This is a genomic window from Spirillospora sp. NPDC127506 (assembly GCF_040302145.1).
GTDB lineage: Bacteria > Actinomycetota > Actinomycetes > Streptosporangiales > Streptosporangiaceae > Spirillospora.
On record NZ_JBEORG010000003.1, the window covers coordinates 298612 to 324773 of the forward strand.

Annotated in this window: 23 protein-coding genes; 9 read left to right on the top strand and 14 right to left on the bottom strand. The window is 73.3% G+C overall.

Annotated elements, in window-relative coordinates; translation table 11 throughout:
• Positions 1–26 precede the first annotated feature (26 nt).
• Positions 27–551 carry a MarR family winged helix-turn-helix transcriptional regulator gene (locus tag ABTW95_RS05800; protein ID WP_396446581.1) on the top strand — a complete coding sequence of 175 codons (525 nt, stop codon included), beginning with the start codon at positions 27–29 and terminating at the stop codon, positions 549–551.
• Between the two features lie 9 nt (positions 552–560).
• Here the strand turns inward: ABTW95_RS05800 and ABTW95_RS05805 are convergent, their stop codons facing one another.
• The 8 genes from ABTW95_RS05805 to ABTW95_RS05840 form a co-directional block, all read right to left on the bottom strand.
• A complete protein-coding gene (locus tag ABTW95_RS05805; RefSeq protein WP_396454483.1) occupies positions 561–1619 on the bottom strand; it encodes a C40 family peptidase in 1059 nt (352 codons plus the stop codon).
• Positions 1616–2254 (bottom strand): hypothetical protein, encoded by a 639-nt coding sequence (locus ABTW95_RS05810; RefSeq protein WP_500225006.1) that lies wholly within the window; start codon positions 2252–2254, stop codon positions 1616–1618. Before ABTW95_RS05810 ends, ABTW95_RS05805 begins: the two co-directional genes overlap by 4 nt.
• On the bottom strand, positions 2254–4692 hold the full coding sequence (locus ABTW95_RS05815) for a type IV secretion system protein (RefSeq protein ID WP_500225007.1): 2439 nt from the start codon (positions 4690–4692) through the stop codon (positions 2254–2256). Before ABTW95_RS05815 ends, ABTW95_RS05810 begins: the two co-directional genes overlap by 1 nt.
• Positions 4689–7178, bottom strand: a complete 2490-nt coding sequence (locus ABTW95_RS05820; RefSeq protein ID WP_396446577.1) for an ATP-binding protein — start codon at positions 7176–7178, stop codon at positions 4689–4691. The genes ABTW95_RS05815 and ABTW95_RS05820 overlap by 4 nt, the downstream gene beginning before the upstream one ends.
• Positions 7179–7371: 193 nt before the next feature.
• A complete protein-coding gene (locus ABTW95_RS05825) occupies positions 7372–10386 on the bottom strand; it encodes a TcpE family conjugal transfer membrane protein (protein WP_500225009.1) in 3015 nt (1004 codons plus the stop codon).
• A gap of 31 nt (positions 10387–10417) precedes the next feature.
• Entirely contained in the window at positions 10418–10702 is a 285-nt protein-coding gene (locus ABTW95_RS05830; RefSeq protein ID WP_067798886.1) for a hypothetical protein, read from the bottom strand.
• Positions 10703–10762: 60 nt separating this feature from the next.
• Positions 10763–11773, bottom strand: a complete 1011-nt coding sequence (locus ABTW95_RS05835; protein WP_500225010.1) for a conjugal transfer protein — start codon at positions 11771–11773, stop codon at positions 10763–10765.
• 479 nt (positions 11774–12252) lie between these two features.
• Positions 12253–13440 carry an MFS transporter gene (locus ABTW95_RS05840; RefSeq protein WP_396446574.1) on the bottom strand — a complete coding sequence of 396 codons (1188 nt, stop codon included), beginning with the start codon at positions 13438–13440 and terminating at the stop codon, positions 12253–12255.
• 54 nt (positions 13441–13494) lie between these two features.
• Between ABTW95_RS05840 and ABTW95_RS05845 the strand changes: the two genes are divergently transcribed.
• The gene (locus ABTW95_RS05845; protein WP_500225013.1) at positions 13495–14319 is read left to right on the top strand and encodes an AraC family transcriptional regulator; all 825 of its coding nucleotides are present in this window, start codon (positions 13495–13497) and stop codon (positions 14317–14319) included.
• Here the strand turns inward: ABTW95_RS05845 and ychF are convergent.
• Positions 14309–15400, bottom strand: coding sequence for a redox-regulated ATPase YchF (gene ychF, locus ABTW95_RS05850; RefSeq protein WP_396446571.1), 1092 nt, complete (start codon positions 15398–15400; stop codon positions 14309–14311). The two genes, ABTW95_RS05845 and ychF, sit on opposite strands and share 11 nt — an antisense overlap.
• Before the next feature lie 141 nt (positions 15401–15541).
• Here ychF and ABTW95_RS05855 point away from each other — a divergent pair, with 141 nt between their 5' ends.
• Complete coding sequence (locus ABTW95_RS05855; protein ID WP_396446569.1) at positions 15542–16909, top strand: DNA recombination protein RmuC; 1368 nt, start codon at positions 15542–15544, stop codon at positions 16907–16909.
• Between the two features lie 56 nt (positions 16910–16965).
• The gene (locus ABTW95_RS05860; RefSeq protein WP_500225017.1) at positions 16966–17541 is read left to right on the top strand and encodes a DUF6542 domain-containing protein; all 576 of its coding nucleotides are present in this window, start codon (positions 16966–16968) and stop codon (positions 17539–17541) included.
• Here ABTW95_RS05860 and ABTW95_RS05865 read toward each other — a convergent pair.
• A complete protein-coding gene (locus tag ABTW95_RS05865; RefSeq protein ID WP_500225019.1) occupies positions 17538–18503 on the bottom strand; it encodes a 4-hydroxy-3-methylbut-2-enyl diphosphate reductase in 966 nt (321 codons plus the stop codon). The genes ABTW95_RS05860 and ABTW95_RS05865 overlap by 4 nt on opposite strands.
• Before the next feature lie 233 nt (positions 18504–18736).
• Between ABTW95_RS05865 and ABTW95_RS05870 the strand changes: the two genes are divergently transcribed.
• A complete protein-coding gene (locus ABTW95_RS05870; protein ID WP_500225020.1) occupies positions 18737–19684 on the top strand; it encodes a DUF8129 domain-containing protein in 948 nt (315 codons plus the stop codon).
• Between the two features lie 82 nt (positions 19685–19766).
• Here ABTW95_RS05870 and ABTW95_RS05875 read toward each other — a convergent pair whose 3' ends face one another.
• Positions 19767–20192: a MarR family winged helix-turn-helix transcriptional regulator gene (locus ABTW95_RS05875; protein ID WP_396446565.1), complete on the bottom strand. Its 426-nt coding sequence runs from the start codon at positions 20190–20192 to the stop codon at positions 19767–19769.
• Between the two features lie 39 nt (positions 20193–20231).
• Here ABTW95_RS05875 and xseA point away from each other — a divergent pair, with 39 nt between their 5' ends.
• Both xseA and ABTW95_RS05885 read left to right on the top strand, forming a co-directional pair.
• Positions 20232–21446, top strand: coding sequence for an exodeoxyribonuclease VII large subunit (gene xseA, locus ABTW95_RS05880; RefSeq protein ID WP_500225023.1), 1215 nt, complete (start codon positions 20232–20234; stop codon positions 21444–21446).
• Positions 21447–21456: 10 nt separating this feature from the next.
• The gene (locus ABTW95_RS05885) at positions 21457–21690 is read left to right on the top strand and encodes an exodeoxyribonuclease VII small subunit (RefSeq protein WP_396446563.1); all 234 of its coding nucleotides are present in this window, start codon (positions 21457–21459) and stop codon (positions 21688–21690) included.
• 3 nt (positions 21691–21693) lie between these two features.
• On the opposite strand, the gene ABTW95_RS05890 is transcribed toward ABTW95_RS05885, so the two are convergent.
• On the bottom strand, positions 21694–22458 hold the full coding sequence (locus ABTW95_RS05890; RefSeq protein ID WP_500225025.1) for a DUF4245 domain-containing protein: 765 nt from the start codon (positions 22456–22458) through the stop codon (positions 21694–21696).
• 20 nt (positions 22459–22478) lie between these two features.
• Positions 22479–23144 carry a TetR/AcrR family transcriptional regulator gene (locus tag ABTW95_RS05895; protein ID WP_396446561.1) on the bottom strand — a complete coding sequence of 222 codons (666 nt, stop codon included), beginning with the start codon at positions 23142–23144 and terminating at the stop codon, positions 22479–22481.
• 264 nt (positions 23145–23408) lie between these two features.
• Between ABTW95_RS05895 and glpX the strand changes: the two genes are divergently transcribed.
• Positions 23409–24443 carry a class II fructose-bisphosphatase gene (glpX, locus tag ABTW95_RS05900; protein WP_396446559.1) on the top strand — a complete coding sequence of 345 codons (1035 nt, stop codon included), beginning with the start codon at positions 23409–23411 and terminating at the stop codon, positions 24441–24443.
• On the opposite strand, the gene ABTW95_RS05905 is transcribed toward glpX, so the two are convergent.
• A complete protein-coding gene (locus tag ABTW95_RS05905) occupies positions 24440–25051 on the bottom strand; it encodes a DUF1707 SHOCT-like domain-containing protein (protein ID WP_396446558.1) in 612 nt (203 codons plus the stop codon). The genes glpX and ABTW95_RS05905 overlap by 4 nt on opposite strands.
• A gap of 84 nt (positions 25052–25135) precedes the next feature.
• On the opposite strand from ABTW95_RS05905, the gene ABTW95_RS05910 reads away from it, so the two are divergent.
• Positions 25136–26089, top strand: coding sequence for an ABC transporter ATP-binding protein (locus tag ABTW95_RS05910; RefSeq protein ID WP_396446557.1), 954 nt, complete (start codon positions 25136–25138; stop codon positions 26087–26089).
• The last annotated feature ends 73 nt before the right edge of the window (positions 26090–26162 follow it).

The window sequence follows — 26162 nt, forward strand, 5'->3', positions numbered from 1 at the left end:
TATGGCGAGTCAGTATCCTCGGGGACGTGCAGGGAGACGACGGGGAGCGCCGCGACGACGTCGACGCGGTGGCCGCGACGTGGCGGCGGGACGGGCTGTCCGAGCCGCTCATCGCGATGCTGGAGGTCGGCAAGCGGGCCGGACGCATCGCCATGCTCGTCCAGCAGGCCATGCGGCCCGCCCTCGCCGACCTGGGGCTGACCTACGCCGAGTTCGAGGTGCTGACCGTCCTGCGGCGCGAGGGCGAGCCCTACCGGCTGCGGCCCAGCGAGCTGACGCGGTCGGCGTTCCTCACCTCGGGCGGGACGAGCAACGTCCTGCAGCGGCTGCACAGGGTCGGCTACATCGAACGCGAGGCCGACGCGGGCGACGCCCGCAGCCGGTTCGTGCGGCTCACGGCGGACGGGCTGCGGGTCACCGAGCGCGCCCTGAAGGCGGCCGGGGACGCGCACGAGGACGTCATGGCGCGGGTGCCGGAACGGGACGTGCGGGCCGCCGCGGACGCGCTCCGCGAGATCCTGCTGGCGGCCGGCGGCCGGCGGTTCCGCTGACGCCGCGGGTCAGGGCCGCCGGGCGGCCAGCTCGCTGACCTTCTGCTTGAAGTCGGGCCGCGCGAGCGGGCGGGTCACGCCCACCCAGTCCGACCGCTTGTACGACTTCACGCCGATCGCGGGCACGCACGTCGAGCAGCTCGCCACGATCATCTTGCCCTTGCCGATGACCATCCCGACATGCCCGGGGCGGTTCGGCGACGTCCCCGGGCCTGAGTTGAAGAACACCAGGTCGCCGGGCTGCTCCTTGCCCTTGGCGATCTTCACGCCGAACGGCCACTGCTCGAACGTGGTGCGCGGGATGGCCAGGCCGACCTGCCGGTAGGCGGCCTGGATGAGGCTGGAGCAGTCCCACGCGTCCGGGCCGTTCGCGCCGAACACGTACGGCTTGCCGCGCTGCGCCAGCGCGAACTCGATGATCGTCTGGACGAGCTCGCCGATGTTCGCGGGCAGCTCGTCGTCCCCGCAGTCGATGCCGTTCGCCTGGACGACCTTGAACTCGCCGCCGGCGTAGCGCTTCGCCCAGTCGAGGACGAGGTCCACGTAGTCCGACGAGTGGTTGTACTGGAAGATCGCGGTCTTCATCCGCTGCGGGGCGCCGTTGTGCTTGAGGTAGGCGGCGGCGCTCGGGATCGCGTCCTCCGGGTCGTAGCGGTCCTTCTTGCCGTCCTTGTCGCCGTCGACCCCGAACTCCCTGAACGTCGCGGCGAGGAACTGCATCGGCCCGCCGGCGCCCGCGTAGTTCTCCCCGCTGCTGACGCCGGGGAGCGTCGACCGGCCGTGGTCGGTCTCGACCTTGCCGATGCCGGCCAGCACGTTCCACGGGATGCCGTACTTCTTGCCGGCCTCCTGGTACAGCTTCAGGTAGTTCGCCGGTATGGCCTTCGCGTCGTCCGCCTCGGCGGGCTGCGCGTCCGCGCCCGCGACGTCCACGCAGTCGCCGCCGCCGACCCCGCCGCCGAACATGAACTGGCTCGCGCCGAACAGGATCGGGACGAACACCAGCGCGACGAACAGCGTCGCGGCGACGCCGAGGCCGCCGGCGAACAGCAACCGGCGGGGGCTCATCCGGTGTCACCCGCCTGGCCCGCGTCGGCGGGCGCGAACGAGTACACCTTCAGCGAGCCGCCGTCGCGGGCGACGGTCACCGCGTACTGCTTGGTCTCGGTGCTCTCCTTGCCGCCCTTGGTCTGCTGCCGGCGGCCCGTCACCAGGAAGATGATCGAGTTGTTCTCGATGGTGCGCACCTGGTCGAGGGACGCCGACCCCTGCGCGACGACCTTCTCGCGGCGGCGCTCCTCCACCAGGCCGGGCGCCGCGGCGTCCTGCCCGAGCTGCTGCGCCAGGTCGTCGGTCGCGAGGACGGACAGGCGCCCCATGTAGGTCTCGGGGGCCTCGTCGTACCGGTACGTCTCGTAGGCGGCGACGAACCGCTGCGCGAGGTCCGCGGCCGTGGCGAACTCCCGCCGGGAGAACGGCAGCAGCCGGTAGATGTCGAAGTCGCCCGGGTTCACGGCGTTCTGTATGCCGGGCGGCGGCGACTGCGGGCCCGCCGGACCGGCCGCGGGCGTGCTGCTCGGCCGCGGCTCGGCGCGGTCGTCGCCGTGGTCGGGCGAGGCGACCGTCAGGTAGACGCCGACGACGGCGAGCACCACCACGAGTCCCGCGAACAGGAGCTTGCGCCGGCGGTCGTTCAGGTTCATCACTCGTCCCGTTCAGGAGACGGGCGGTCCACCGGGCGCAGCCAGAACGGGATCGGCGGGCCCTCGTCGGAGCCGCGCCGGCCCCACAGCGGCGGGGGCTGCCGCCGGCCGCCCGGCCCCTGGGCCGGCGCCCCGTTCCCATTGGACGAGCCGCCGCCGGAACCGCCGCGCTGCCTGGGCACGTTCGCGGCGGGCGCCCCGCCACCGGAACCGCCGCCTGAACCGCCGCCTGAACCGCCGCCTGAACCGCCGTTCGAGCCGCCGCCCGGGCGGCCGCGACCGCGGTCGGCCGAGCCGGACGAACGCCCGCCGCCGAACCAGCCGCCGCCACCGCCACCGCCGGAACCACCGCCGTCACCGCCGCCGGAACCGCCCGAGCCGCCGCCGCTGACGCCGCCGCGTCCCGACCATGTGGTCGGCCGGACGGTGCCGCTCCCGGGACCGGCACCGGACGACGGCTTCCCGCCGCCGGCCGCGGCCCCGGCGCCCGCGCCGCCCTTCGCCACGGAGACGCCGCCCGGCCGGCTGGTCGCCGTGGTCCCGCCGTCCGTCCGGCGGTCGCCGAGCGCGCCCGCGCGGGTCGGCAGGTTCAGCGGCGGCGCGCCCCGCCGGGACCGCCCCTGCGAGGCCGCCACGGCGCCGCCGGCGCCGCGCGGCTTCGCCGCGAGCACCGGCGCCTCCTCCGGCGACGGGCCCTCGCCCGCGCCCGCACCGGTCCGCCGGTCGGCGACGGCGACCGCGGTGCCGGGCGCGACGTCGCCCTGCGCCGCCGGGGCGACGCCCTCGGACGTCGCCTCGCGCTTCGCCCACCGGGCCAGCCGGTACCCGGCGGCGCCGGGCACGACGGCGCCCGCGACCGCGGTGGTGCTCCGGCGCGCCTCCGCGACGGACTTGTTGAGCTGCGCCTCGCTCTTCTCCCGCGACCCGACGGCCGAGTACCCCACCGCGGAGAACAGGTGCTGGAACGGCTTGCGGTAGATGAACGCCGCGAACGTCACCAGCGCGATGAGCAGGACCTGCAGGCCCCACGGCAGCGTCTCGCCGAGGATCAGGCTGTACGCCCACAGCAGCAGCGACAGCACGCCGATCAGCGCCGCCTGCTTCAGCAGCATCGAGAGCAGCAGCTCCAGCCATCGGACGGCGATGACCCGCCCGATGCCGGGATGTATCCCGATCCCGAGGAAGATCGGCCCGGCGACGAGCAGCAGCAGGAACGCGATCTTCACCACGATCAGCGCGATCGCGATCACCATGATGAGCAGGCCGGCGACCAGCGCCGCGAACAGCCCGCCGAACGCGACCGCCAGCCGGTTCTGCCAGTTCTTGCCCTGGAAGAGCGAGTAGGTCTGCGGGTAGTCGTCCTTGATGTTCTTCGTGACGTCCTTGTAGGCGTCGGCCTTCTTCCCCAGATCGACCTTGTTGTCGCCGTAGGTCTCCGGGAGGTCGACCGCCTGCGACCACAGCAGCTTGTCGGCGTTCTCCTTGACGATCTTGGCGTTGGGGTCGGTGGTGCCGAACTCGCCCTGCAGCCACGGCTTGCAGACCAGCGCCACCCACAGCCCGTTGGCGTTGCGGGTCGTCGCGTCCAGGTTCCGCGAGGTCGCCGGATCGGGCTTGCCGTCCGGCCTCGGTATGCACGTCCCGCCCTTGGTGTCGCTCTGCGGCAGGGCCGCGTTGAACGCCGCGCTGGTCGCCTCGGACGTCTTCGTGCCGAGCGTGGTGAAGTCGGCGGGACGGGCGATCAGCCAGATGAGCGCCACCATCGCCGCGACCATCCAGATCACGCCCTCGGTGACCTTGCTCGCCCGCTTGCGGACCAGCCCCCACCAGGCGAGCCACATCGCGCCGAGGATGACCACCCACGACCAGTACCGCGCGTTGAACGTCTTGCCGATGTCGCTGATGACGCCGTCGACGGTGTCCTTCAGCCAGCCGAGCAGGGAGTCGGACGCGGCGGCCTGGTAGACGCTGATCGTCGTCCGGTCGATCGCCCGGACGATGGTGAACGTGGTGTTGGCGAGGGCGTTGCCCATCAGCGCCATGCCGTCCGAGCAGCCCATGTCGACCGCGTACCACGTCTGCCCGGCCATGCCGTAGCGGTCGTAGTACGTCAGCTGCTCGACCGGGGTCTTCTGCAGCTTCTCGTTCGGGTAGTCGGGCGGCTTGATCATGCCGTCCGTCCCCGACCCGTACTGCTCGGGCGCCGGGTTGTCCGCGGGACGGCACGCGTCGTTGGGCGACGGGAAGATCGGGTTCGCGCCCGCCATCGGGGACAGCCCCACCATGAACAGCGCCATGAGGAACAGCACCACCGCGGAGCGGCGGGTGCGCGGCCTGCGGCGCCGCCGGCGGCCGGGGCGGTCGAGGACCGCGCGGTCGAGCCCTTCCCCGGGCGAACGCTGCAGGCGGGCGTGCGTCCGGCGGCGGGGGTTCCTCATCGGCGGACCTCCTCGACCTCGGCCCCCGCGACGGTGAGTTCGGACGCGCCCGGACGGGACCGGGTCGGGTTGGTGTCCAGCCAACGCTGCAGTTCCTCGGAGATCAGGTCGACGCCGATGCGTCCCGCTCGGCCGTCGAGGTCACGGAAGATGCATTCGCCGTTGCCGAGGTTGCGCAGCACGGCCTTGTGCTCGTCGGACGCCTCGACGCCGAGCAGCGACATGACGTTGCCGACCTCGACCCGTTCGGTGGAACGGAACGAGAACACCGACGACAGGCAGTTCGTCACCTGTTCGTTCAGCAGGTCCCCCGCGTTCTGGGAGACCAGGATCAGGGCGGTGTTCCGGGAGCGTCCCATGCGGGACACCTCCGGCACCAGCTTCGCGCCCTCCGGCGTCGAGGTGATCGCCCACGCCTCGTCCAGGAAGATCGCCTTGGGCAGCCGGCGGTCGAGGCCGTGCATGAGCCGCCGCGCGAACTGCGACACCAGGTACATCAGCGCCACCGACAGCCGCTGCTCGTAGGAGTAGTCCTCCCGCGAGATGGCGACGTCGGGCAGGGTGAGGCCGCCGAGCGTGAACACCGTCGTCCAGCCCTCGGTGTCGATGCGCTCGCCGCCGGACGGGTCGAAGCACAGCCGCGCGAGCCGCATCTCCGACATGGAGCGGAGCACCGCGCCGAGGTTCTTGGACGCGGGGTCCTCCGCGGCCTCCAGGTAGTCGACGACGCGCCCGAGCGACGGACGCTCGGCGTTGGCGACCGCGCCGACCGCCTGGATCATCGCGGACTCGCGCTCCTCCGACATCCGCGGCAGCAGCAGCCGCAGCGTCTCCGTCGCCATCGTCTTCATCGCGGCGAGGTCGTCGCCGAACGAGAACGGGTCGAGCAGGCCGGGCGCCGCGGACCCCAGCGGCAGGATGCGCGCCTTCCTCCCCCGCGCCTTCAGCAGCTCGACGAGCGACTCCGCGTCGCCCTTCGGGTCGATCGCCGCGATCGTGACGCCGCGCAGCGCCATCTGGTAGATCAGCAGCAGCGCGAGCGTGGTCTTGCCGCCGCCGGGCTCCCCGGTGATCGCCACCGCGGTCGGGCGGTTGCGGGCCGCCGCGACCAGCGGGTCGAAGTGCACGATCGACCTCGCCCGGCCGAGCGTCTCGCCGATGTAGGGGCCGATCCAGCCCTCGTTCTCCTCGTCCGGGCGGTCGCCGAGGTCGACGGTCGCGATGGGCATGCCGCCCGCGATCGTCCGCAGCGGCTGCCGCTGCGCGTACGCGTTGAGCCGGATCTGGTCGCCGGGCAGCGACTCCAGGAACAGCGAGAACTGGTCGCCGGTGGAGTTGACGACGTCGATTCCGATGTCGCGGTAGTGCTCCACGACCGCGTCCACCCGCTGGGCGAGCAGCTCCTCGGTCGGCGCGGACACGATCAGCCGATGCCACCCGTACACGAACGGCAGCCGCTCCTTGGTGATGCCGTGCTCCAGCATCCGCGCCGCGTCGATCTGCTCCGCGAGCGCGATCGGCGCCTCCGCGCCGGCCTCCCGGATGTGCTGGTCCATGTCGCGGGCGTGGGCGAGCTTGCGCGACACGTCCTTGGACGCCTTCGCCGGCGGGATCAGCTTCATCCGCGCGCTGATCTCCACCGGGAACGGGAGGGCGTCGGCGTAGTGGAACCAGGGTTCGCCGTCCGGGAACGGCATCATGTCGGGGAACCTGGCGAACGACAGGTACGCGACGTACGACTCGGCCGTGGCGCCGCCGCCCGCGCCCGTGAAGTTGGGCTGCTCTATCCGCAGGTAGGAGCGGCCGTTGTGGATGGCGCCCTCGACCAGCGACTCGATCTCGCCCTTGCCCCACGTCCTGCGCGGCACGGCGGACGGCGGCGGGTCGGCGAGCGACCCCGACACCGCGTGCTGGAACAGCCACGCGACCTCGGTGGACGACGCGTGCCGCGCGTAGAGGGCCGACCCGCCGAGCGCGCGCCCGACCCGCTCGGCCTGCTCCGTCCAGCGCGCGATCTCCTTCTTGTCGATCGCGTCGTCGTGCACGCCGAGGACGTTCTCGCTGCGCTTGTAGAACCCGAGGAGCTGCGACAGGACGCCGCCCGAAAGGTGCGCGCCCATCCCCCGCGGGCCGAGCCGGACGCCGAGGTAGACCTCCTTGGTCCAGAAGTCCTTGGCCCACACGTGCGCGTAGGTCTCCTCCAGGTACTCGCGCCACCCGGGGCCGCCGTCGGACGTCCGGTCCAGGGCGAGCGCCCACTCGGCCGCCGGGTAGGTCCGGTGCGCGATCCGCAGGTGGATCTCGGCGTCCTGCATCCGGATGCCGGCGAGCGCGATGGTGATGTTGGTGGCGAGCGCCTCCCGCTCCTCGCCGGTCGTGAACTCGTACGACACCGTCGGCAGCCGGAAGTAGGCCCAGGCGGCGCTGTCGGTGAACAGCACGCGGTCGTCGAAGTACCGGACGGCCAGCCGGCTGGACTTGCTCATGCCGCCCTCCCGTCACTCCCGGCCGGTGCGCGCATCGCGGAGCGCACGCGCCTCCCCGGATCCCTCACCGATTCTCCCGTCGCAAGGGCGGCCGCGCAGGGCTGCCCGGGAGAGTGTTTGCGGTCCGGGCGGACATGAACGTCGAACGCGTCCGCCAGCATGCCGGTCTCCGCTCGATGCCCGCGAACGGGGCTCATCGGGTGGCCTCCTGCTCCTGCTGAAGCTCCTGGTAACGCTCGGGCATGACGGTGAACCCGCCGGCCACGACGCCGGCGAGGGCAAGATAGGCACGCCGCGTCGGCGTCCGCAACGACTTCAGCTCGTTGCGCGGCGCGCGGTCCATGCTCAGGTGATCATCCCACGGGATGCGCACGAGGGCCCGGCAGCGCCCCCGCGCCACGGCCTCGGCCTGCTCGACGTCGTCCATGCTGCGGCGGCTCACCCCGTTGATGACGGTCACCGCGCGGGACCGCAGCTCCTCGTAGCCGTGGCCGTCCAGCCACTCGAAGGTCATCGCGACGGCCCGCGGCGCGTCGGCGCTCGCCGGCGCCACGAGCACGATCTGGTCGGCGTAGGGCAGCACGCGCGCCACGACCGCCGCCGCCGCGTCCAGCAGCGTCACGGAGTAGAACCTGTCGATCGTCCGGATCGCCAGCGCGTAGTCGCGGTCGTCGAGCGCCTGCAGCGGGTTCTTGCCGGCCGCGATCACATCGAGCCCGGACTTGGCCTGCGACGTGTACCGCCGCATCGCGGTGAGGCTGTTGACCTGGTCGGCCCGCGTGATGAGCCCGGTGAGCGTCTCGTTCGTGTCGCTGCGCGTCCGGCGCGCCAGCGCCCCGGGCCCGGGGTTCACGTCGATCGCGACGACGGGCTCCCCGTTGTGCTGGGCGAACGTGTGCCCCAGCATCAGCGCGGTGACGGTCTGCCCGGCACCGCCGGTGCACCCGAGCACGACCACGTGCCGCGTCCCGTGGAAGGGCTGCTGGAGCCGCTGCTGATACTCGGCGTCGATCTCGCCGTGCCCGCCGCCGACCGCGTGGATGAGCCGCCGCAGCCCTCCGGTGGTGACCTCGTGCTCGGGCCCCGGCGGCGTGATCGCCGGCCCGGACGGCGGCGGCGCGGGCGGCGGAGGCAGCGGCCGCGGCCGCACGGGCGACGCCGGCTGCGACCGGACCTCCCGGGGCGGCGCCTGCTCCTCCATCGGAGGCGCCTGCTCCTCCGTCGGCGGCGCCGGCTCCGGCACGGCCGGCACCGGCTCGGCCGCCGGCTGCTGCGGCCTGGACAGACCCTCCGACCACGGCCGGGGCGGCTCGCGCCGCGGCGCGGGCGGCTGCCCGAACGCCCCCGGCACCATGGGCACGTCCGGTCGCGTGACCGGCGGCGCCCAGGGCGGCGGAGGCGGAGCAGGCCGCGCCCCGGCGACCTTCTTGTCCCCGGGCTCCCCACCGGCCGCGGTGTCGCCCCGGCGCTCGGGGACACGGCCATCGGCCGGCTCGCCGGCCCCCTGCGGCGCACCCGAGGACGGCGCACCTGCCTGCCGCGCGTCACCCCGCGCCGGAGACCAGGCCGCCCCACGACCGGCAACACGCACGTCCGAGGGACCACCCGTGCCCTCGGCCACCGGAGGCTGACCACTCGCCTCCGGCGAATCGTCGCGGCCAGCACCGGAAGACCAAGCCGCCGACGCACCCGCAGACGCACGACCCGCCACACGCACGTCCGACGAATCACCCGCGGCAACCGGAGGCTGACCACTCGACTCCTGCGAATCGTCGCGGCCAGCCGGGCGAGCATCAGCCGAGGCACCCGCAGGCGCAGGACCAGCGGCAGGGGCCGTCGGCTGCCCGGCCTGCCCCGCCTCCGAAGGAGCAGACGCGGACGCCCGCCCGGCCACGCGGACACCGGATGGGTCGCCGGTGCCCTGCGGCGCACCCGAACCGGCCGAGGGCGACGCGCTCACCTGCTGCGACTCCGCCGGGGCGCCCTCCGCAGGCCGGGGCGCAGAAGCGCGGCCCGCCACGCGGACGTCCGAGGGATCGCCCGTCCCCTGCGCCGCGGGGGGCTGAGGGCTCGTCTGCGCCGAGTCGTCCCGCGCGGCCTCGGCAGAAGACCGAGCCGCGGGCGCGGGACCGGTGGCGCGGAGATTCGGCTGCCGAATGGCGGGGTCGCCCGGCGGGGCGCCCGTGCCCTGGGCGGCCGGGGGCTGAGCGCTCGGCGTGCTGCCGGGCGCCTGAGCGTCGGACGGGGCGCCTGCCGGCGCGGGGCCGGCGGCGGGGAGGCCCGGGTGCCGCGCCGCGGGGACGTCCGGTCGGCCGCCCGTGCCCTGGGGCGCGCCGCCGGTCGCGGGAGCGGCGGGTGCGGGGCCGGGGGCGCCCGGGTGCCGCGGAGCGGACGGCTGCGCCCGGGGGGTGCTGCCGGGCGCGTGCGGGGCCGGCGGGCGGGGGCCGTTGGCGATCTCTTCGGCGGCTCGGCGGAGGTTCTGCTGGGGGACGTCGGGGCGGGTGGGCGCCGCCGCCTGCCAGACCTCCGCCGGGGCGCCCGGGCGGTGGACGCCGGAGGCCAGGGCGCGCTTGCCGGAGCCTTCGAGCCGCGGGGTCGCCGGGGGGCGCTCCATCTCGGCGGGGACGGGGAGGACGTCGTCCTCGTGGGAGATGTCGCGGGTGGTGCGGCGCCAGGGCTTGGGGGGCGCGGACGGCGCCTGGGCGGCGTGCTGGGCCAGGGACGGGGGCGCCGCGGCGGTGGCGGGGCTGGGCGGGCGGGCCGGGAGGGGGGTCGGTTCGGCGGCCGGGCGGCGCCTGCGGTGGGCCTTGACGGCGGCACGTTCCATCGCGGCGGGCGCCTCCGCGCGGCGCCACACGCGGGCGACGATGACCACTTCGCGGGGTTCGCGGATCGGGGTGAGGCGGCACCAGGTGCGGGGCTCGGCGAGGTAGCGGCCCTGGGAGAGCAGCAGTTCGGTGAGGCGCTTGCCCTCGATGACGGGGCGCGTCGCCATCCAGGTCAGGACGCCCGGCGGGACGATGTAGAGGACGTGCCACGGCGACTCGAAGGGGATGCCGACGAGCCTGAGCAGCAGGATCCACGGTACGAACACCCCGAGGAAGACGCCGATCTGCACGAGCGGCAGCGGCATGGGAAGCCGCAGGTCGTACAGCTTGTAGAGCCGCTTCTCGATGCGCCAGATGTTCGTGTACGTGGGTAGATCCACGCCCCTACTCCCCTAACTGCGTTCCCTCGGGTCAGGAGACGTCCACGCCGAGGGCCTTGGCGATCGCCTTGGCCGTCGTCTCGATGATGTTCGGCACGTAGAAGACCACTCCGATCCCTATCGCCAGCACGATGAATTGGACGAAACGCGTGATCTCGCGGGTGAACAGGAAGAAGATCGCCACAATGGAGACGATCACGAGGAACAGCGGACCGAATATCTGGCGGAGCCAATCGGCGAGCTGGTCGGTTTTGAGTTCGTCGTCGGGCGCCGCCAGGATTTCGTGCGGAATCGACGCCATGAGGTGATGCAGCATCGACTGACTACCTTCCTAGATCGGCGGATTCGGGGGTTGCGTTGTTCAATTCGCGGCCTCTCATGACGCGTTCGGTTCCGTGGTGCCGCGAATGTCGCGCACGAGCCAGGTCGTGCCCTTCTTGACCATGGTGAGCTGGTAGGCCTGCTCCAGCTCGCCGCCGCCTCCCCCGGCGGGCTGCCACACCACCGTCGCGGTGACGGTGCGCTCGCCGTCCGGGCCCTTCGGCGCGACGACATCCTTGACCTGCACGAACGTGACCGAGTTGGCGAGGCCGGCGATGGTCGTCCCGTCCGAGAAGCGGGACAGGGCCTCCTGGTTGCCGGTCGCGTACTCCTGGAAGAAGGTGCCGAGGAAGGGCTTGAGCTCGTTCTCGAGCGCGGTGTCGCGGTCGTCGACGCCGCCCTGCGGAAGCTGCGCCTTGGTCGGCGGGGGAAGGAGGGCGGGACGGGCGGACACGACCAGGGAGCCGCTCTTGTCGGCGTACACGGGAACGGCGAGGCGCAGCCACCGGTCGGCGGTGCGGGCGAGCAGCGTCACGGTCGCGTTGTTGGCGTCGCGGGCGTCCACTCCGGCGACCTGGACGGACTGCACCTGCATCTTCCCGACGCCGTTCCAGCCGAATTGGGCGTCGGCGCCGTCGGGCAGGAAGGTGCGCAATTGCGCCTCGCGGGCGGGTGCGTTCTTCTGGTCGAAGTTGAGGTAGACGTTCGCGAACTGGAGGGCGAACGCGCCCGCGGCGCTGCTGGGGAACCCGGCGCTCTTCGGCGGCTTGGCCGGTGACGTGCCGCCGCCGGACGACTCGTCGGCGGTGAACCGCTCGAACGGGGCGCGGACGCCGTTGACGAGGATGACGATGATCAGCGCCCACAGCACGGCGCGCCCGACCCACACCCACCAGCGGCCGCCGGATCCGCCCCAGCGGCCGCCGCGGGCGCGGCCCCGGGGCCCGGTCGGCTCGGGCAGGTCCCACGACGGGTCGACGGATGACGCGAGCGCCCGTCCGGGCGCCGCGGTCTCCTCGACTACGGCGGTGTCACGGCCGCGTCCCGCGGCCGGCCTGCGAGCCATCCTGCCTCCGCTCGCGCCTCGCCCCCGGTCGGCGCGCTCCTGTGCTGCCTGGTCGTGTTCCGGTGGATTTTCCTGAACCCACCTCGGGCCCAGGGTAACCACGGGCGTCAATTGTTCCAGCGCATGGCAGCGAAGCACAGCCCCGGCACGCGGTTGTGGATAATGCAATCCACCTCAGCAGGAACGGGGAAGATTGCCAAACGGTGACGATCCCCTATCCGGGGCTCCGAAGAGTGCGCAGGTCCAGGTTTCGGACAAGCGGCGCGACTCGGTTGTTGCTTGGTTACCGGGTGGCGGCGACGGCCGCCAGCCGTTCCCGAAAGAAACCGACAAACTGGCGCATTCGCGACATCTGTTGCCAAAACACCCAGCTCAGTGACCGCATGGGCCTCGAAACGACCCGCTGTTGCCAAAATCACACTGGTCACAGCGGTTGTCACACGCCGCCGGCGGCCCGGGCGCGGGGCGCCGCCCCCTCGCTAGCGCGCAGCGTGCGTCGCCTCCTCGGCGCGGTCTCCGCGCAGCATGTCGGGGACGGCCGGCTCGGGCAGCAGGCGGAACAGCAGCCAGCTCAGGACGGGCATCAGGATCAGAGGTGTCAGGGCCGTGCGAAGCGAGGCGGCGTCGGCGATCGCGCCGATGACGGGGCTGGCGAGGCCGCCGACGCTGACCGTGAGCCCGAGTGTGATCCCGCCGGCCGTGCCCACCCGCGTCGGCAGGTAGTCCTGGGCGAGCGTGACCTGCAGCGAGAACGGGACGTACAGCCCGATCGAGGTCAGCGCCACGAACAAGAAGATGGCCGGGCCGGGCACGAACACCACGCCGGCGACGCCCGCGGCGGCGATCAGGTACCCCGCGCGCACCACCGCCACCCGGTCCCGGCGGCGGGCCAGGTTGCCGCCGGCGATCGTGCCGACGGCGCCGCCGAGATAGAGCACGAACAGCGCGGCCGTCCCCACCGCCGTCCCGCCGCCGGTCTGCTCGCGGGCGTGGAAGGCGATGAACGTGCTCAGCCCGATGAAGGCGATCGACCGGCACACCACCGCCAGCGACAGCCGCACGAACGAGCCCCAGTCGTCGCGCCCCTCCGGGGCCTTCCGGCCGCCGCCCGTGCGCGGCGCCTCTCCCAGCGCGCGCAGCACCGGCAGCGTCAGCACGGCCCCGACCAGAGCGGGCAGGACCAGCAGCGGGGAGAACCGCAGCCCGCCCGCGGCGATCACGACGGCGACCAGGAGAGGAGCCGTGGCGAAGCCGACGTTGCCGCCGAGGGAGAACCATCCCATGGAGGCGTGGCTGCCCCTGCTGGCGATCCGGGCGACCCGCGCGGACTCGGGATGGTACGCGGCGACCCCGACGCCGGACAGCGCCACGAACAGCAGCGTGAGCGCGTACGAGCCGCTGATCCCGCTCAGGGCCACGCCGAGGCCGCCGAGCACGGTGCTCGCCGGCAGCAGCCACGGGACGGGACGCCGGTCGGTGAGCGCGCCGAAGAACGGCTGCGCCACCGAGGACAGCAGACTGGCCGCGAGCACGATCCCGGAGGCCGCCGCGTAGCTGTAGGCGCGCTCGGCGACGAAGAGCGGGACCAGGGCCGCGACGGCGCCCTGGTAGACGTCCACGCAGGCGTGCCCGACCGACAGCAGGACGATCCGCTTGTTCCTCGGCATACCGCCATGATCGTCGGCGGGTCCGCTGTCGTGCTTTCGATAATCTGCCAATCGATGATGGACATCCGCCATCAGCCGGTGGCGCCGACCGCCGCCCGCCGGCTGGCCCCGCACGCGCGCATCGGCGCCCACCGGCACGACGACCACCAGATCGTCTACGCGCACCGGGGCGTGCTCTCCGTCACCACCTCCGCGGGCTCGTGGACGGTCCCCGCCACCCGGGCGATCTGGGTGCCGGCCGGCGCCGTGCATTCCCATCGCGCGCACGGCGCGCTGGAGCTGCACCTGGTCGGCCTGCCCGCGGACACCAACCCGCTCGGCCTGCACGAGCCCACCGTGCTGGCCGTCAGCCCGCTGCTGCGGGAGCTGATCCTCGCCTGCACCCGCGACCCGGCCGACGGAAGCCCGGAACAGCGGCGCCTGCGCGCCGTCCTGTGCGACCAGCTGCGGGTCTCGTCCGAGCAGCCGCTGCACGTGCCGGCGCCGACCGCGCCGCGGCTCCAGGCGCTGTGCGACATCCTGTACGCCGACCCGTCCGACAACCGCACGCTGGCGGCCCTGGGCAGGGAGGTCGGCGCCAGCGACCGCACGCTGTCGCGCCTGTTCAAGGCCGACCTCGGCATGACGTTCCCGCAGTGGCGCACCCAGCTGCGCCTCTCCCACGCCCTGGTGCTGCTCGCCGAGGGCACGCCGGTGACGGTCGTCGCGCACCGGTGCGGCTGGTCGTCGGCGAGCGCGTTCATCGACGTCTTCCGCCGCGCCTTCGGCCGGACGCCGGGACGCGCCGCCGCGTCGGACGTCGCCGTGTCAGATGCCGCCGTGTCAGATGCCGCCGTGTCAGATGCCGCCGTGTCAGATGCCGCGGGCCTCAGACGTTGAAGCGGAACTCCACGACGTCGCCGTCCTGCATGACGTAGTCCTTGCCCTCCATCCGGACCTTGCCGGCGTTGCGGGCGGCGGCCATGGAGCCGGCGGCGACGAGGTCGTCGAAGGAGACGATCTCGGCCTTGATGAAGCCGCGCTGGAAGTCGGTGTGGATGACGCCCGCGGCCTCCGGCGCGGTGGCGCCCTTGCGGATCGTCCAGGCCCGCGCCTCCTTGGGCCCGGCCGTCAGGAACGTCTGCAGGCCGAGGGTGTCGAACCCGATCCGGACGAGCTGCGACAGGCCCGATTCCTCCTGGCCCATGCCCTGCAGCAGTTCGAGCGCCTCGTCGTCGGGCAGCTCGATCAGCTCCGCCTCGATCTTGGCGTCCAGGAAGATCGCCTCGGCGGGGGCGACCAGCTCGCGCAGGCGCGCGCGCAGCGCCTCGTCCGTCAGCTCGCTCTCGTCGAGGTTGAAGACGTAGAGGAACGGCTTGGCGGTGAGCAGGTGCAGCTCGCGCAGGAGCGCGAGGTCGATGCCGGCCTTCTCCGCGCCCGCGAAGAGGGTGACGCCGTCGTTCAGGAGCTTCTGAGCGGCGGTGACGGCGTCGACGACGGCGAGCTTGTCCTTGTCCTTCTTGGTGCGGGCCTCCTTGTCGAGGCGCGGCAGCGCCTTCTCGATCGTCTGGAGGTCGGCCAGGATCAGCTCGGTGTTGATCGTCTCGATGTCGCGGGACGGAGCGACGTCGCCGTCCACGTGGGTGACGTCCGGGTCCTCGAAGGCGCGGATGACCTGGCAGATCGCGTTGGTCTCGCGGATGTTGGCGAGGAACTTGTTGCCGAGGCCCTGCCCCTCGGACGCGCCCTTGACGATGCCCGCGATGTCGACGAACTCCATCGTCGCCGGGACGATCTTCTGCGAGCCGAAGATCTCCGCCAGCGCGTGCAGGCGCGGGTCGGGCACCCCCACCACGCCGACGTTGGGGTCGATGGTCGCGAACGGGTAGTTGGCGGCCAGCGCGTCGTTCTTGGTCAGCGCGTTGAACAGGGTGGACTTGCCGACGTTGGGCAGCCCGACGATTCCGATGGAGAGGCTCACGGCCGTCAAGTTTATGGGCGCGCGGGACCCCTCGTGCTGCCCCGGCGCACCGCCCGTCCCGCCGTATGTCCGGAACGCGGCGTCCGGGCGGTACCGGCGCGTCGCGGTCGCGCTTCGCCGCCGCGCTGTCACGATGAACGGATGGACCTCGCGCTGTTCGCCGGCCTGCTCGTCGGCGCCGTCTTCGGCGCCGTGGCCGGGTACGCGCTCGCGACGGGCCGGCAGGGCGCGCTGATCGCGCGGGCGCGGGCGGCCGAGGAGAAGCTCGCCTACGCCGAGGAGCGGATGGCCGAGCACTTCGAGAACCTTTCCGCGAAGGCGCTGGACGCCAGCAACCAGCGGTTCCTGGAGCTGGCGGACGCACGGCTCAAGGCGGCCGGGGTCGAGGCGGCGGGCGAGCTGCAGCGGCGGCAGCAGGCCGTCGAGCACCTGGTCGCGCCGCTCAAGGAGACCCTCGCCAAGGTGGAGGAGCAGCTCCGCGAGGTGGAGACGGGCCGCCGCGAGTCGCACGCGATGCTGGCCAAGCAGGTCGACTTCGTCCGGCAGAGCTCCGACCAGCTGCGCCGCGAGACGCAGTCGCTCGTCCGGGCGCTGCAGCGGCCCGAGGCGCGGGGGCGGTGGGGCGAGCTGCAGCTCCGCCGGGTCGTGGAGCTGGCGGGCATGACGCACCACTGCGACTTCGACGAGCAGGCCGGCGCGTACACCGAGGACGGCGCCGTGCGGCCCGACATGGTCGTGCGGCTGGTCGGCGGCAAGAGCATCGTGGTCGACTCGAAGGTCTCCCTGGCCGCCTACCTGCAGGCGGCCGAGAGCGGCGACCCCGTGCGGCTGGACGCGCACGCGCGCCACCTGCGCGACCACGTCGACCGCCTGGCGGCCAAGTCGTACTGGCAGGCGTTCAGCCCGGCGCCCGAATTCGTGGTCCTGTTCATCCCCGGTGAGGCGTTCCTCGCGCCCGCGCTCGACCGCGACCCCGGCCTGCTGGAGTACGCGATGCGCCGCCGCGTGCACATCGCCACGCCCACCACGCTCATCACCATGCTGCGGACGGCGTCCTACGCGTGGCAGCAGGCCGCCCTGTCCCGGAACGCCCGCGCGGTCTTCGAGCTGGGCAAGGAGCTGTACGAGCGGCTCGGCACGATGGGCCAGCACGTCGACGAGCTGGGCCGCGCGCTGACCTCGGCCATCAAGTCCTACAACCGGACGGTCGGGTCGCTGGAGACGCGCGTGCTCGTCAGCGCCCGCAAGCTGAACGAGCTCGGCGTCGTCGAGGGCGGCCTGGACGGACCGCACCCCGTGGAGGAGAGCCCCCGCGCGCTCTCCGCGGCCGAACTGACCGAGGAGGACCGCCTCCCGGACGACGGGCACGCTCCGGGCGGCCCGGCCGCGGACGCGGTAGGTTTCGGCCCACAGGCCGTCCCCGAGCAGACCGACCGGCGGACCCCGCCCGAGCGGAGCGGGCCGGGCGGTGTGGGGGGCCGACCCCCCACGGCGAAAGGGTGGCGATGAGTTCATCGACGGCACGCGGCGCGCCCGGCGGCGCCCCGCCGGCTCCGGGGGGTTCAGTGGGACGTCAGCACGGCGGCGCGCGGCGTTCGCGCCCGGCCGCCGCGGCGAGCCCGGTCACGCTGACCGGGCGCGGCGGGATCGTCGTCATGTTCGCCGCCGGGGTGCTGTGCGGGCTGCTGTCGCGCTGGTTCGGGGTGCCGCTGCTCGCCGGCGCCGGGTTCGCGATCGGCTGCGCGCTCGCCGCGTTCGCGACGCGCCCCGCCGACCTGCTCACGCTCGTCGTCAGCCCGCCGCTGGTGTTCTTCGCGGCCACGCTCACGGTCGTGGTCGCGACCACGCTCGGCGACGGCTCGCTGCTGCGCGGCGTCACCGTCGGCGTCCTGACGGCGCTGGCGGCCACCGCGCCGTGGCTGTTCTTCGGCACGCTGCTGGTGCTGGTGATCTGCCTGGCGCGGGGGCTGATGACCAACGTCCGGGAGCTGCGGGACAAGCTCGCCGGGGTGCGCCTCTTCGAGCAGGAGGAGAACGAGAACCCCGTCCGGTGGGACGAGTCCCCGACGACGACGCACCCCGGCACGGCGCGCCCGGATCCGGCACCGGGGCGCCGCCTGCACCACGGCGAGGTGGACTAGACCGGCGTGATGCGGAGGTCCTTGCGGAGTTCCTTGGGGAGCGCGAAGCGCATGCGCTCCTGGACGGACTCGATCTCCTCCGCCTCGGGGAACCCCCGCTCGACGAGCCAGGCGAGGACCTCCTGGACGAGCTCGTCCGGGACGGAGGCGCCGCTGGTGACGCCGACGGTGGTGACGCCCTCCAGCCAGGCGGGGTCGATGTGCTCGGCGTAGTCGACGAGGTAGGCGTTGTCGGCGCCGTGCTCCTTGGCGACCTCGACCAGCCGCACGGAGTTGGAGGAGTTGGCGGAGCCGACCACGATGACGAGCTCGGCCTGCGCCGCCATCTCCTTCACGGCGACCTGCCGGTTCTGGGTGGCGTAGCAGATGTCGTCGGACGGCGGGTCCATCAGCTTGGGGAACCGCTCGCGGAGCTTCTCGACGGTGGCGATGGTCTCGTCCACCGACAGCGTGGTCTGCGACAGCCACGCCACCTTCTCGGGGTCGCGGACGGTGATGCCGGCGACGTCGTCGGGGCCGTCCACGAGGTGGATGTGCTCGGGGGCCTCGCCGGTGGTGCCGATGACCTCCTCGTGCCCCTCGTGGCCGATGAGCAGGATGTCGTAGTCCTGGGCGGCGAACCGGACCGCCTCCTTGTGGACCTTGGTGACCAGCGGGCAGGTCGCGTCGATGGTGCGCAGGTTGAGGCCCGCGGCCTCCTCGTGCACGGCGGGCGCGACGCCGTGCGCGGAGAACACCACGATCGACCCCTCGGGAACCTCCTCGGTCTCGTCCACGAAGATCGCACCGCGTTCCTCCAGCGTCTTGACGACGTGGACGTTGTGGACGATCTGCTTGCGGACGTAGATCGGCGCCCCGTACTTCTCCAGGGCGATCTCGACCGTCTGGACGGCCCGGTCGACGCCCGCGCAGTAACCACGCGGCTTGGCGAGCAGGACCCGGCGCTGGCTGTTGGCGGTCATGCCCCCATCGTACGAGTGACCGCGCGGAGGCCGTGCAGGACGTGGACCCGGGGCCGGATCGCCCGCGGGACGCATCGGAGCCCGCCCACCGGGGACGAAGCCCAGGTGGAGCCCGCTCATGTGACCCACTCCACGGCGCTTTTGGACAGAAATCCATTAACCCGGGGTGACCGCCATCGCACCCATGGGGCAGAGTGAAGTTCACGAGACGAGGCAGGGAAGAGGAAGAGTCGATGACGAAATCGCCGCGCCGCCTCAAAGAGCAGGTCCGGGACACGGTGGGCGAGCAGGTCCGCGATCTCCCGCTGCACGCCGTCCGGCTGGCCATGTTCGGCGTCGGGCGGGCACTGCTGCTCGGCGACCGGCTGACCCGGGACTACAAGGAGATCACCGAGGGCGGCGGCGTGAAGCCGGTGCTCGGCCGGTGGCGCGACGACGTCCAGCACACGGCGGGGAAGGTCGTCGGGCGCGTGGCCGAGCGGGTGCGCGGCGAGGAGCCGGAGCCCGCGCCCGAGCCCGCCCGCCGGACCCGCCCCGCGGGGCGCACCGCCGCCGCGCGCTCGGCCGGGTCGGAGATCTCCGTCGGCAAGCCCGGCGCCGGGACCCGGCACACGCCGAAGCACGCCAAGCCCGGGGTCCCGCCGAAGCCCGCCAAGCCGGGCGCGCTGGGACGCCGCCACGCCAAGCCGGCCGACGACGAGACCCCGGTGGCGCGGCCCGCGCCGAAGCCGGTGCCGGAGCCGGAACCGGAGCCCGCCCCGCGGGCGGAGGCCGCCCCGAGCCCTAAGCCGGCCGAGCCGGCGGAGCCGAAGCAGCCCGAGCCCGCCGCGCGCGTGGAGCCGAAGCCGGCCGCGGAGGCCGGGCCCCGGCGGCCCGCCGAGGCGGAGCCCGCCGAAGCCTCGGACGAGGCGACGCGGGAGGCGGTCGCCGAGGACGAGAAGGCGTTCGAGCCGAAGCCGGAGAACAAGCCGGCCGCCCAGGCCGAGGCCGCGCACATCGCGGAGGACCTGCCGGTCCCGAACTATGACACCGCGACGCTGCCGCAGCTGCGCGCCCGCCTGCGCGGGCTGTCGGTCGAGCAGGTGAAGCTGCTGCGCGAGTACGAGCGCAAGCACGCCGCCCGCGAGGACGTCATCCGCATGTACGAGCGCCGCATCGCCAAGCTCAACGGCCTCAACTGATCCCGATCCGGCGTGGAGGAGCCCCCGGCGGCGCCGCGGTGCTCCTCCTCGTCCGTGCTCCTCCGGGTCCTGCTCTTCCGGGTCAGGGCCCGCCGAGCAGCTTGTCGAACGCGGGCAGCGCCGCGGCGACCCGCGCGCGCTCCTCGTCCGTCAGGTGCGCGATCCGGTCGGCGAGGAACGCGAGCCGCTGCTCCCGCCCGTCGATCAGCCGGTCCCGGCCCGTCCCGGTGAGCCGGACCGTGACGACGCGGGCGTCGGCGCCGTCCCGGCCGCGGGTGACGAGCCCGTCCCGCTCCAGCCGGTTGATCTGCGCGGTCATGGTCGGCAGCCGGACGCCGTGCTCGGCGGCCAGCTCGGTCATCCGGCGCGGTCCGTGCTCCAGCGAGCTGAGCACCGACAGCTGCTGCGGCGTGACGGTCTGGTCGGCGCTCACCTGCCGCAGCATCAGCACGACGTGGCGCAGGCGCAGATTGAGCTGCTCGGCGAGCTCGCGTTCGGATGCGGTCACGTTCACTCTCCTCAAGGTCGTAGTGAGTAGTGTTCCTGCATGGCGATGGAGACCACGGCCGAATCCCCGGTTCCGGTGCGGACGGTTCTGCAGGCCGTGAGCGGGTGGATCGGCAGGCTCGGGCGCATCTGGGTGGAGGGCCAGATCACCGACCTCAACGCCCGGGGCGGGACGGTCTACATGACGCTCCGCGACCCGGTGGCGAACATGTCGGTGCGGGTCGTCGGGCCGCGCGCGGTGTTCGAGGCCGCCGGCCCGGCGGTGACGGACGGCGCCCGCGTCGTGGTGCACGCCAAGCCGGACTTCTGGATCAACCGGGGGACGTTCTCGCTCAGCGTCCTGGAGATCCGGCCGGTCGGCGTCGGGGAGCTGCTGGCCCGGCTGGAGCGGCTGAAGCAGGTGCTCGCGGCGGAGGGGCTGTTCCGGCCGGAGCGCAAGCGGCCGCTGCCGTTCCTGCCGGGGAGGATCGGGCTGATCTGCGGGCGCGACTCCGACGCCGAGCACGACGTCCTGCAGAACGCCCGGCGGCGCTGGCCCGCGGTCGCGTTCCGGGTGGAGAACACCGCGGTGCAGGGCTCGTACGCGGTCGGCGAGGTCATGGAGGCGCTGCGGAGGCTGGACGCCGATCCCGAGATCGATGTGATCATCATCGCGAGGGGCGGCGGCGCGATGGAAGACCTGCTCCCGTTCTCCGACGAGGCGCTCGTGCGGGCGGTGTCGGCGGCCCGCACCCCGGTGGTCAGCGCGATCGGGCACGAGCAGGACTCCCCGATCCTGGACCTCGTCGCGGACGTGCGGGCGTCCACGCCGACCGACGCGGCGAAGAAGACCGTCCCGGACGTGCGGGAGCAGCTCCAGCTCGTCCGGCAGCTGCGCGACCGGGGCAGGCGCTGCCTGTCCGGCGCGGTCGAGCGGGAGCTGGCGTGGCTGAAGGCGGTCCGGTCGCGGCCCGCGCTGGCCGACCCGGTGCGGGAGATCGAGCGGCAGGCCGAGCAGGTCGCGGCGCTGCGCGACCGGGCGCGGCGCTGCCTGTCCGGGGCGCTGGACCGGGCCGGGGACGAGCTGTCGCACACCCGCGCCCGGCTGCTGGCCCTCTCCCCCGCCGCGACGCTGGACCGCGGCTACGCGATCGTCCAGCGGGAGGACGGCGCGGTCGTGCGGGAGCCGGCGGCCGTCGGGGACGGGGAGCACCTGCGCGTCCGGCTGGCCGGCGGGCACCTGGGGGTGGCCGTGACCGAGCGCGAGACGTCCTAGGGTGGGGCAGGTGGCGGACGACGAGGAGACGGCGCAGAAGCCGTCGTACGAGCAGGCGCGGGACGAGCTGACCGAGGTCGTCAAGCGGCTGGAGGCGGGCGGCCTGACGCTGGAGGAGTCGCTCGACCTGTGGGAGCGCGGCGAGAGGCTCGCCGCGATCTGCGAGGAGTGGCTGGAGGGCGCCCGCGCGCGGCTGGCCGCCGCCCTCGACCGGCCCGGCGACGGGGACGGCGCCCCGTTCTGACGGTCAGGACGCCGGCGTCGGCGCCGGCAGCGTCGCGCCGTCTTTGCTCTGCGGCTTGAGGGACGCCGCGAGGACCGCCAGCTCCTCGTAGGACGCGGTGCCGGTCACCACGATGCTCACGCCGTCCGGGAGGGTGCGGGCGAGCGAGTTCGCCTTCTTGTCCTTGCGGTGGTACTTCGTCCAGGTGACGCCGCCGACCTGCTGGGTCCCGATCGGCTTGCTGCTGTTCGTCATGCGCGGGACGTACCGGTCGGCCTTCTCGTTGCTCTGCTCCAGCGCCGCGTACTCGTCGCTCGGCGTCACGAACCCGAGGTGCCAGGCGACGGGCTCCTTGCCGCCGGAGTCGAGACCGTGCAGCCGGGAGCTGTTCGGGCGCCAGCCGGAGGGCAGCCCGACCGGCGCGTACACGGTGTAGGGCGCGTCGTTGCGCAGCGCCCACAGCTGGGAGCTGTAGTCGACGGTCGGCAGGACCTCCTTGTCGCCGCCGCGCGGCGACACGACGTAGATCGCCAGCACCAGCAGCAGGCAGGCGGCCATCGCCATGGCGAAGCCGCCGAGGCCCGTCGTCAGCCGCTTGTGCACGGCGGGGCTGACCTCGACGGTCGGCCGCCCGTCCGGGGACTCCGCGGGCTCCTGCGCATCCGCGGGCCCCTGCGCATCCGCGGGCCCCTGCGCATCCGCGGGCCCCGGCGCGTCCGCGGGCTCCTGCGCATCCGCGGGTTCGGGCGCGGCGGGGGTCTCCTGGGCGGAAGGGGTCTTGTCGGTCACCCCTCCAGGATCCCCCACGGTCAGCGCTGCTCCGTACGGGGGTTCCGGATCGTGCCGACGATGGCCATGATCTCGTCGGCGAGGCGGTGCGCGGCGTCCTCGTCGTCCAGCAGCGAGATCTCGGACACGGCGCCCGCCATCGCGCCGGTCAGCACGGTGACGAGGGCCTCGTCGACGCCGCCGTCGGCGGTGTGGAACAGCGCGGCGTTGCGGCGCGCCCACTTGTTGAGCCGCTGCCGCATGACGCGGTCGAACCCGGGCGGGCCGTCGCCGGAGATGAACAGCCGGGCGACGTCGCGCTCGTCCAGGCAGCCGCTCAGGTAGGCGCCCGCGCCCGCGATGAACAGCCGCATGGGGTCGGTCTCGCCGGCCTCCCGGACGGCGTTGATCGCCTCGCGGGTGCGCTCCTGCTGGCGGCCCTGGAAGTCCTCGAACAGCGTGAGATACAGGTCCGCCTTGCCGTTGAAGTGGTGGTAGAGGCTGCCGACGCTGGCGCCCGCCTTGGCGACGATGTCGGTCACCGCGGCCTGGGCGAACCCGGACTCACAGAAGACGTCCCGCGCCGCGGCCAGCAGGGCCCCGCGCGTGGCGGCCCCGCGGTCGGAGGTCCGCGCGGGGGCGTCGGCGGGCCGCGCGCCGCCGTTCTGTGCCACCTCGCCGGACGAGACGTCGATGTCGCTGCTCATGTCGCCAGAGATTACGCCCTCTCCCATGGGGAAACGATCCCTTGCCCGGTGGACCGTCAAATCGCGGTGCCGTGCGGGCCCGGTACGACGTGTGCCGGTACGCTCCGTGCTCTCGGCTGGTCTGGTCCAATTTGTGGCTCGCCGTCCGGTACACGGAGAATCCGACCACAACTGAACGATTTTCATCCTCGGTGACCGCACCACGTGCCGGCCTGGCGGCAGGCCGGATGAAAACTGTTCACCGACCGAAGGGGCTACGCCGTCATGTCCGACGAGACCACCGTTTCCTCTCCGCTGACCACCGAGCCGGAGGCCCCGGACCGCAACCTGGCCATGGAGCTGGTGCGGGTCACCGAGGCCGCCGCGATGGCCGCGGCCCGCTGGGTCGGCCGGGGCGACAAGAACGGCGCCGACGGGGCCGCCGTCAACGCGATGCGCCAGCTGATCAACACCGTGTCCATGAAGGGCGTCGTCGTGATCGGCGAGGGTGAGAAGGACCACGCGCCGATGCTGTACAACGGCGAGCGGGTCGGGGACGGCTCCGGCGCCGAATGCGACGTCGCGGTCGACCCGGTGGACGGGACGCGGCTGACCGCGCTCGGCATGAACAACGCGATCGCGGTGCTGTCGGTGGCGCCGCGCGGGTCGATGTTCGACCCGTCCGCGGTGTTCTACATGGAGAAGCTGGTGACGGGGCCGGAGGCGGCGGACGTCGTCGACATCGAGCGCCCGATCGCCGACAACATCCGCGCGGTGGCCCGCGCGAAGGGCTCCTCGCCGCACGACGTGACGGTCTGCATCCTGGACCGCCCGCGGCACGAGGGCATCGTGAAGGAGGTCCGCGAGGCCGGGGCGCGGATCAAGTTCATCATGGACGGCGACGTGGCCGGCGCGATCATGGCGTCCCGGCCGGGCACCGGCGTCGACCTGCTGCTCGGCATCGGCGGCACCCCGGAGGGCATCATCGCGGCGTGCGCGATCAAGGCGCTGGGCGGGGTGATCCAGGGCCGGCTGTGGCCGCAGGACGACGAGGAGAAGCAGAAGGCGCGGGACGCCGGGCACGAGCTGGGCCGGGTGCTGACCACCGACGACCTGGTGACCTCCGACGACGTGTTCTTCGCCGCGACCGGGATCACCGACGGGGAACTGGTCGACGGGGTGCGCTACAGCAAGGGCACGGCGGTCACGCACTCGCTGGTCATGCGGTCGCGCAGCGGGACGATCCGGACGATCTCCAGCGAGCACCAGCTGAACAAGCTCCGTGCCTACAGCGCGATCAACTTCGACACGGCCGGCTAGCGGCCGCGGCCGAGGCGGCCGAGCATCCGGCTGCGCAGCGACCGCCTCGGCGCGCGGGCGCGCACCGAGCCGAAGATCATCGTGCCGCCGACCTCGACCGTGGGCCCGTCCTGGGCGGGGCGGGCCCGCAGGTCGCGGGTGCTGAGGATGGTGCGGCCGGTGACGCTCACGTTGACGCCCTCCGGCACGAGCAGCCGGATCCGGCCGCCGAGCACCAGGGTGTCGACGACGACGTGGCGGCGCTGCAGGACGGCCTCGCGCAGGTCGAGGTCGACCGTGCCGAACAGGGCGAGGATGGGCAGTTTGACCGGGACCACCCAGCGCCCCTCGCGGCGGGTGCGGCCGAAGAAGACCGAGACCGGGCGGTCGTCCACGAGGATCGGCTGCGCCTCCTCGGGGCTGAGGTCGCCGGTGAGGCCGGTCAGCTCGCCCAGGGTGCGGGCGGCGTAGGCGCGGGCGGTGCGCTCGGAGTGCTCCTCCATGGTGAGGCGCCCGTCCGCGAGGGCCTCGCCCAGGACGGCGACGACGCGCTCCCGGTCGGCGTCGGACGCGCGCAGGTCGCGCACGCGGGTGACCTTCTCGGGGGCCGGGCGATCGGGGACGTCCACAGATTAGAGATTAGCCCGCGCCCGGAAGGGGGCCGCGCGAAAACCTGTGGGGATTCGTCCCCTGATTTTCCTAGTGTGAGGAGCATGACCTTGCCACGTGCCCAGATCGCGGCCGCCCGGGACGAGGCCGGCGCGGCGGCGATCAGCCTGCGCGGCGTCGTGAAGCGGTTCGGCGACTTCACCGCCGTGGACGGGCTGGACCTCGACGTCCCCACCGGGGTGTGCATGGGTCTGCTGGGCCCGAACGGCGCCGGGAAGTCGACGACGATGAGGATGCTGACCGCGCAGGCGATCGCCGACGAGGGCGGCATCGAGGTGCTCGGCTTCCGCGTCCCGCGGGAGTCGAAGCGCGCGCGGGCCGTGATGGGGGTCGTCCCGCAGCAGGACAACCTCGACGAGGAGCTGACGGCCCGCGAGAACCTGGAGGTGTTCGCGCACCTGTACCGGGTGCCGCGCAGGGAGCGCCGCAGGGCGGTGGACGACGCGCTGGCGATCGCGCACCTGACCGAGCGGCAGAAGACCAAGGTGGACGACCTGTCGGGCGGCATGCGGCGGCGGCTGCTGATCGCGCGCGGGCTGGTGCACCGGCCCGCGCTCGTCCTGCTGGACGAGCCGACCGTCGGCCTCGACCCGCAGGTGCGGGCGGAGCTGTGGGGGCTGATCGACGGGCTGCGCGCCGCGGGCACGACCGTGCTGATGTCCACGCACTACATCGAGGAGGCCGAGCGCCTCGCGGACGAGTGCGCGCTGATGTCGCACGGCAGGGTCATCGCGCGGGGCTCGCCGTCGGAGCTGGTCGCCGAGTACGCGGGCGACCGGGTCGTGGAGCACTTCGGGCCGCCCGACCGGCTGACCGAGGTGGAGCGGCTGGCCAGGGCGGCCGGCCTGTCCACGCGCCGCACCGGCCCGTCGGTGTCGGTGCTGAAGGCCGAGACGATCCCGCCCTCGCTGGAGGCCGAGCTGGGCCCGGACGGGGTCCGCCGCGCCGCCAGCCTGGAGGACGTGTTCGTCGTGCTGACGGGGGAGCGCGTCGAATGAGCGGAGCGAACCGGGGGGCGCGGGGGGTCGTCCCCCCGCAGGAAACAGGGATGAGCGGAGCGAACCGGGGGGC

What these genes read in the sequence shown, in the direction of transcription:
- ABTW95_RS05805 (WP_396454483.1), bottom strand. Translation starts at nt 1,619, where the DNA reads ATGAGCCCCCGCCGGTTGCTGTTCGCCGGCGGCCTCGGCGTCGCCGCG.
- ABTW95_RS05810 (WP_500225006.1), bottom strand. Translation starts at nt 2,254, where the DNA reads ATGAACCTGAACGACCGCCGGCGCAAGCTCCTGTTCGCGGGACTCGTG.
- ABTW95_RS05815 (WP_500225007.1), bottom strand. Translation starts at nt 4,692, where the DNA reads ATGAGGAACCCCCGCCGCCGGACGCACGCCCGCCTGCAGCGTTCGCCC.
- ABTW95_RS05820 (WP_396446577.1), bottom strand. Translation starts at nt 7,178, where the DNA reads ATGAGCAAGTCCAGCCGGCTGGCCGTCCGGTACTTCGACGACCGCGTG.
- ABTW95_RS05830 (WP_067798886.1), bottom strand. Translation starts at nt 10,702, where the DNA reads ATGCTGCATCACCTCATGGCGTCGATTCCGCACGAAATCCTGGCGGCG.
- ABTW95_RS05835 (WP_500225010.1), bottom strand. Translation starts at nt 11,773, where the DNA reads ATGGCTCGCAGGCCGGCCGCGGGACGCGGCCGTGACACCGCCGTAGTC.
- ABTW95_RS05840 (WP_396446574.1), bottom strand. Translation starts at nt 13,440, where the DNA reads ATGCCGAGGAACAAGCGGATCGTCCTGCTGTCGGTCGGGCACGCCTGC.
- ABTW95_RS05845 (WP_500225013.1), top strand. Translation starts at nt 13,495, where the DNA reads ATGATGGACATCCGCCATCAGCCGGTGGCGCCGACCGCCGCCCGCCGG.
- ABTW95_RS05855 (WP_396446569.1), top strand. Translation starts at nt 15,542, where the DNA reads ATGGACCTCGCGCTGTTCGCCGGCCTGCTCGTCGGCGCCGTCTTCGGC.
- ABTW95_RS05865 (WP_500225019.1), bottom strand. Translation starts at nt 18,503, where the DNA reads ATGACCGCCAACAGCCAGCGCCGGGTCCTGCTCGCCAAGCCGCGTGGT.
- ABTW95_RS05870 (WP_500225020.1), top strand. Translation starts at nt 18,737, where the DNA reads ATGACGAAATCGCCGCGCCGCCTCAAAGAGCAGGTCCGGGACACGGTG.
- xseA (WP_500225023.1), top strand. Translation starts at nt 20,232, where the DNA reads ATGGCGATGGAGACCACGGCCGAATCCCCGGTTCCGGTGCGGACGGTT.
- ABTW95_RS05895 (WP_396446561.1), bottom strand. Translation starts at nt 23,144, where the DNA reads ATGAGCAGCGACATCGACGTCTCGTCCGGCGAGGTGGCACAGAACGGC.
- glpX (WP_396446559.1), top strand. Translation starts at nt 23,409, where the DNA reads ATGTCCGACGAGACCACCGTTTCCTCTCCGCTGACCACCGAGCCGGAG.
- ABTW95_RS05910 (WP_396446557.1), top strand. Translation starts at nt 25,136, where the DNA reads ATGACCTTGCCACGTGCCCAGATCGCGGCCGCCCGGGACGAGGCCGGC.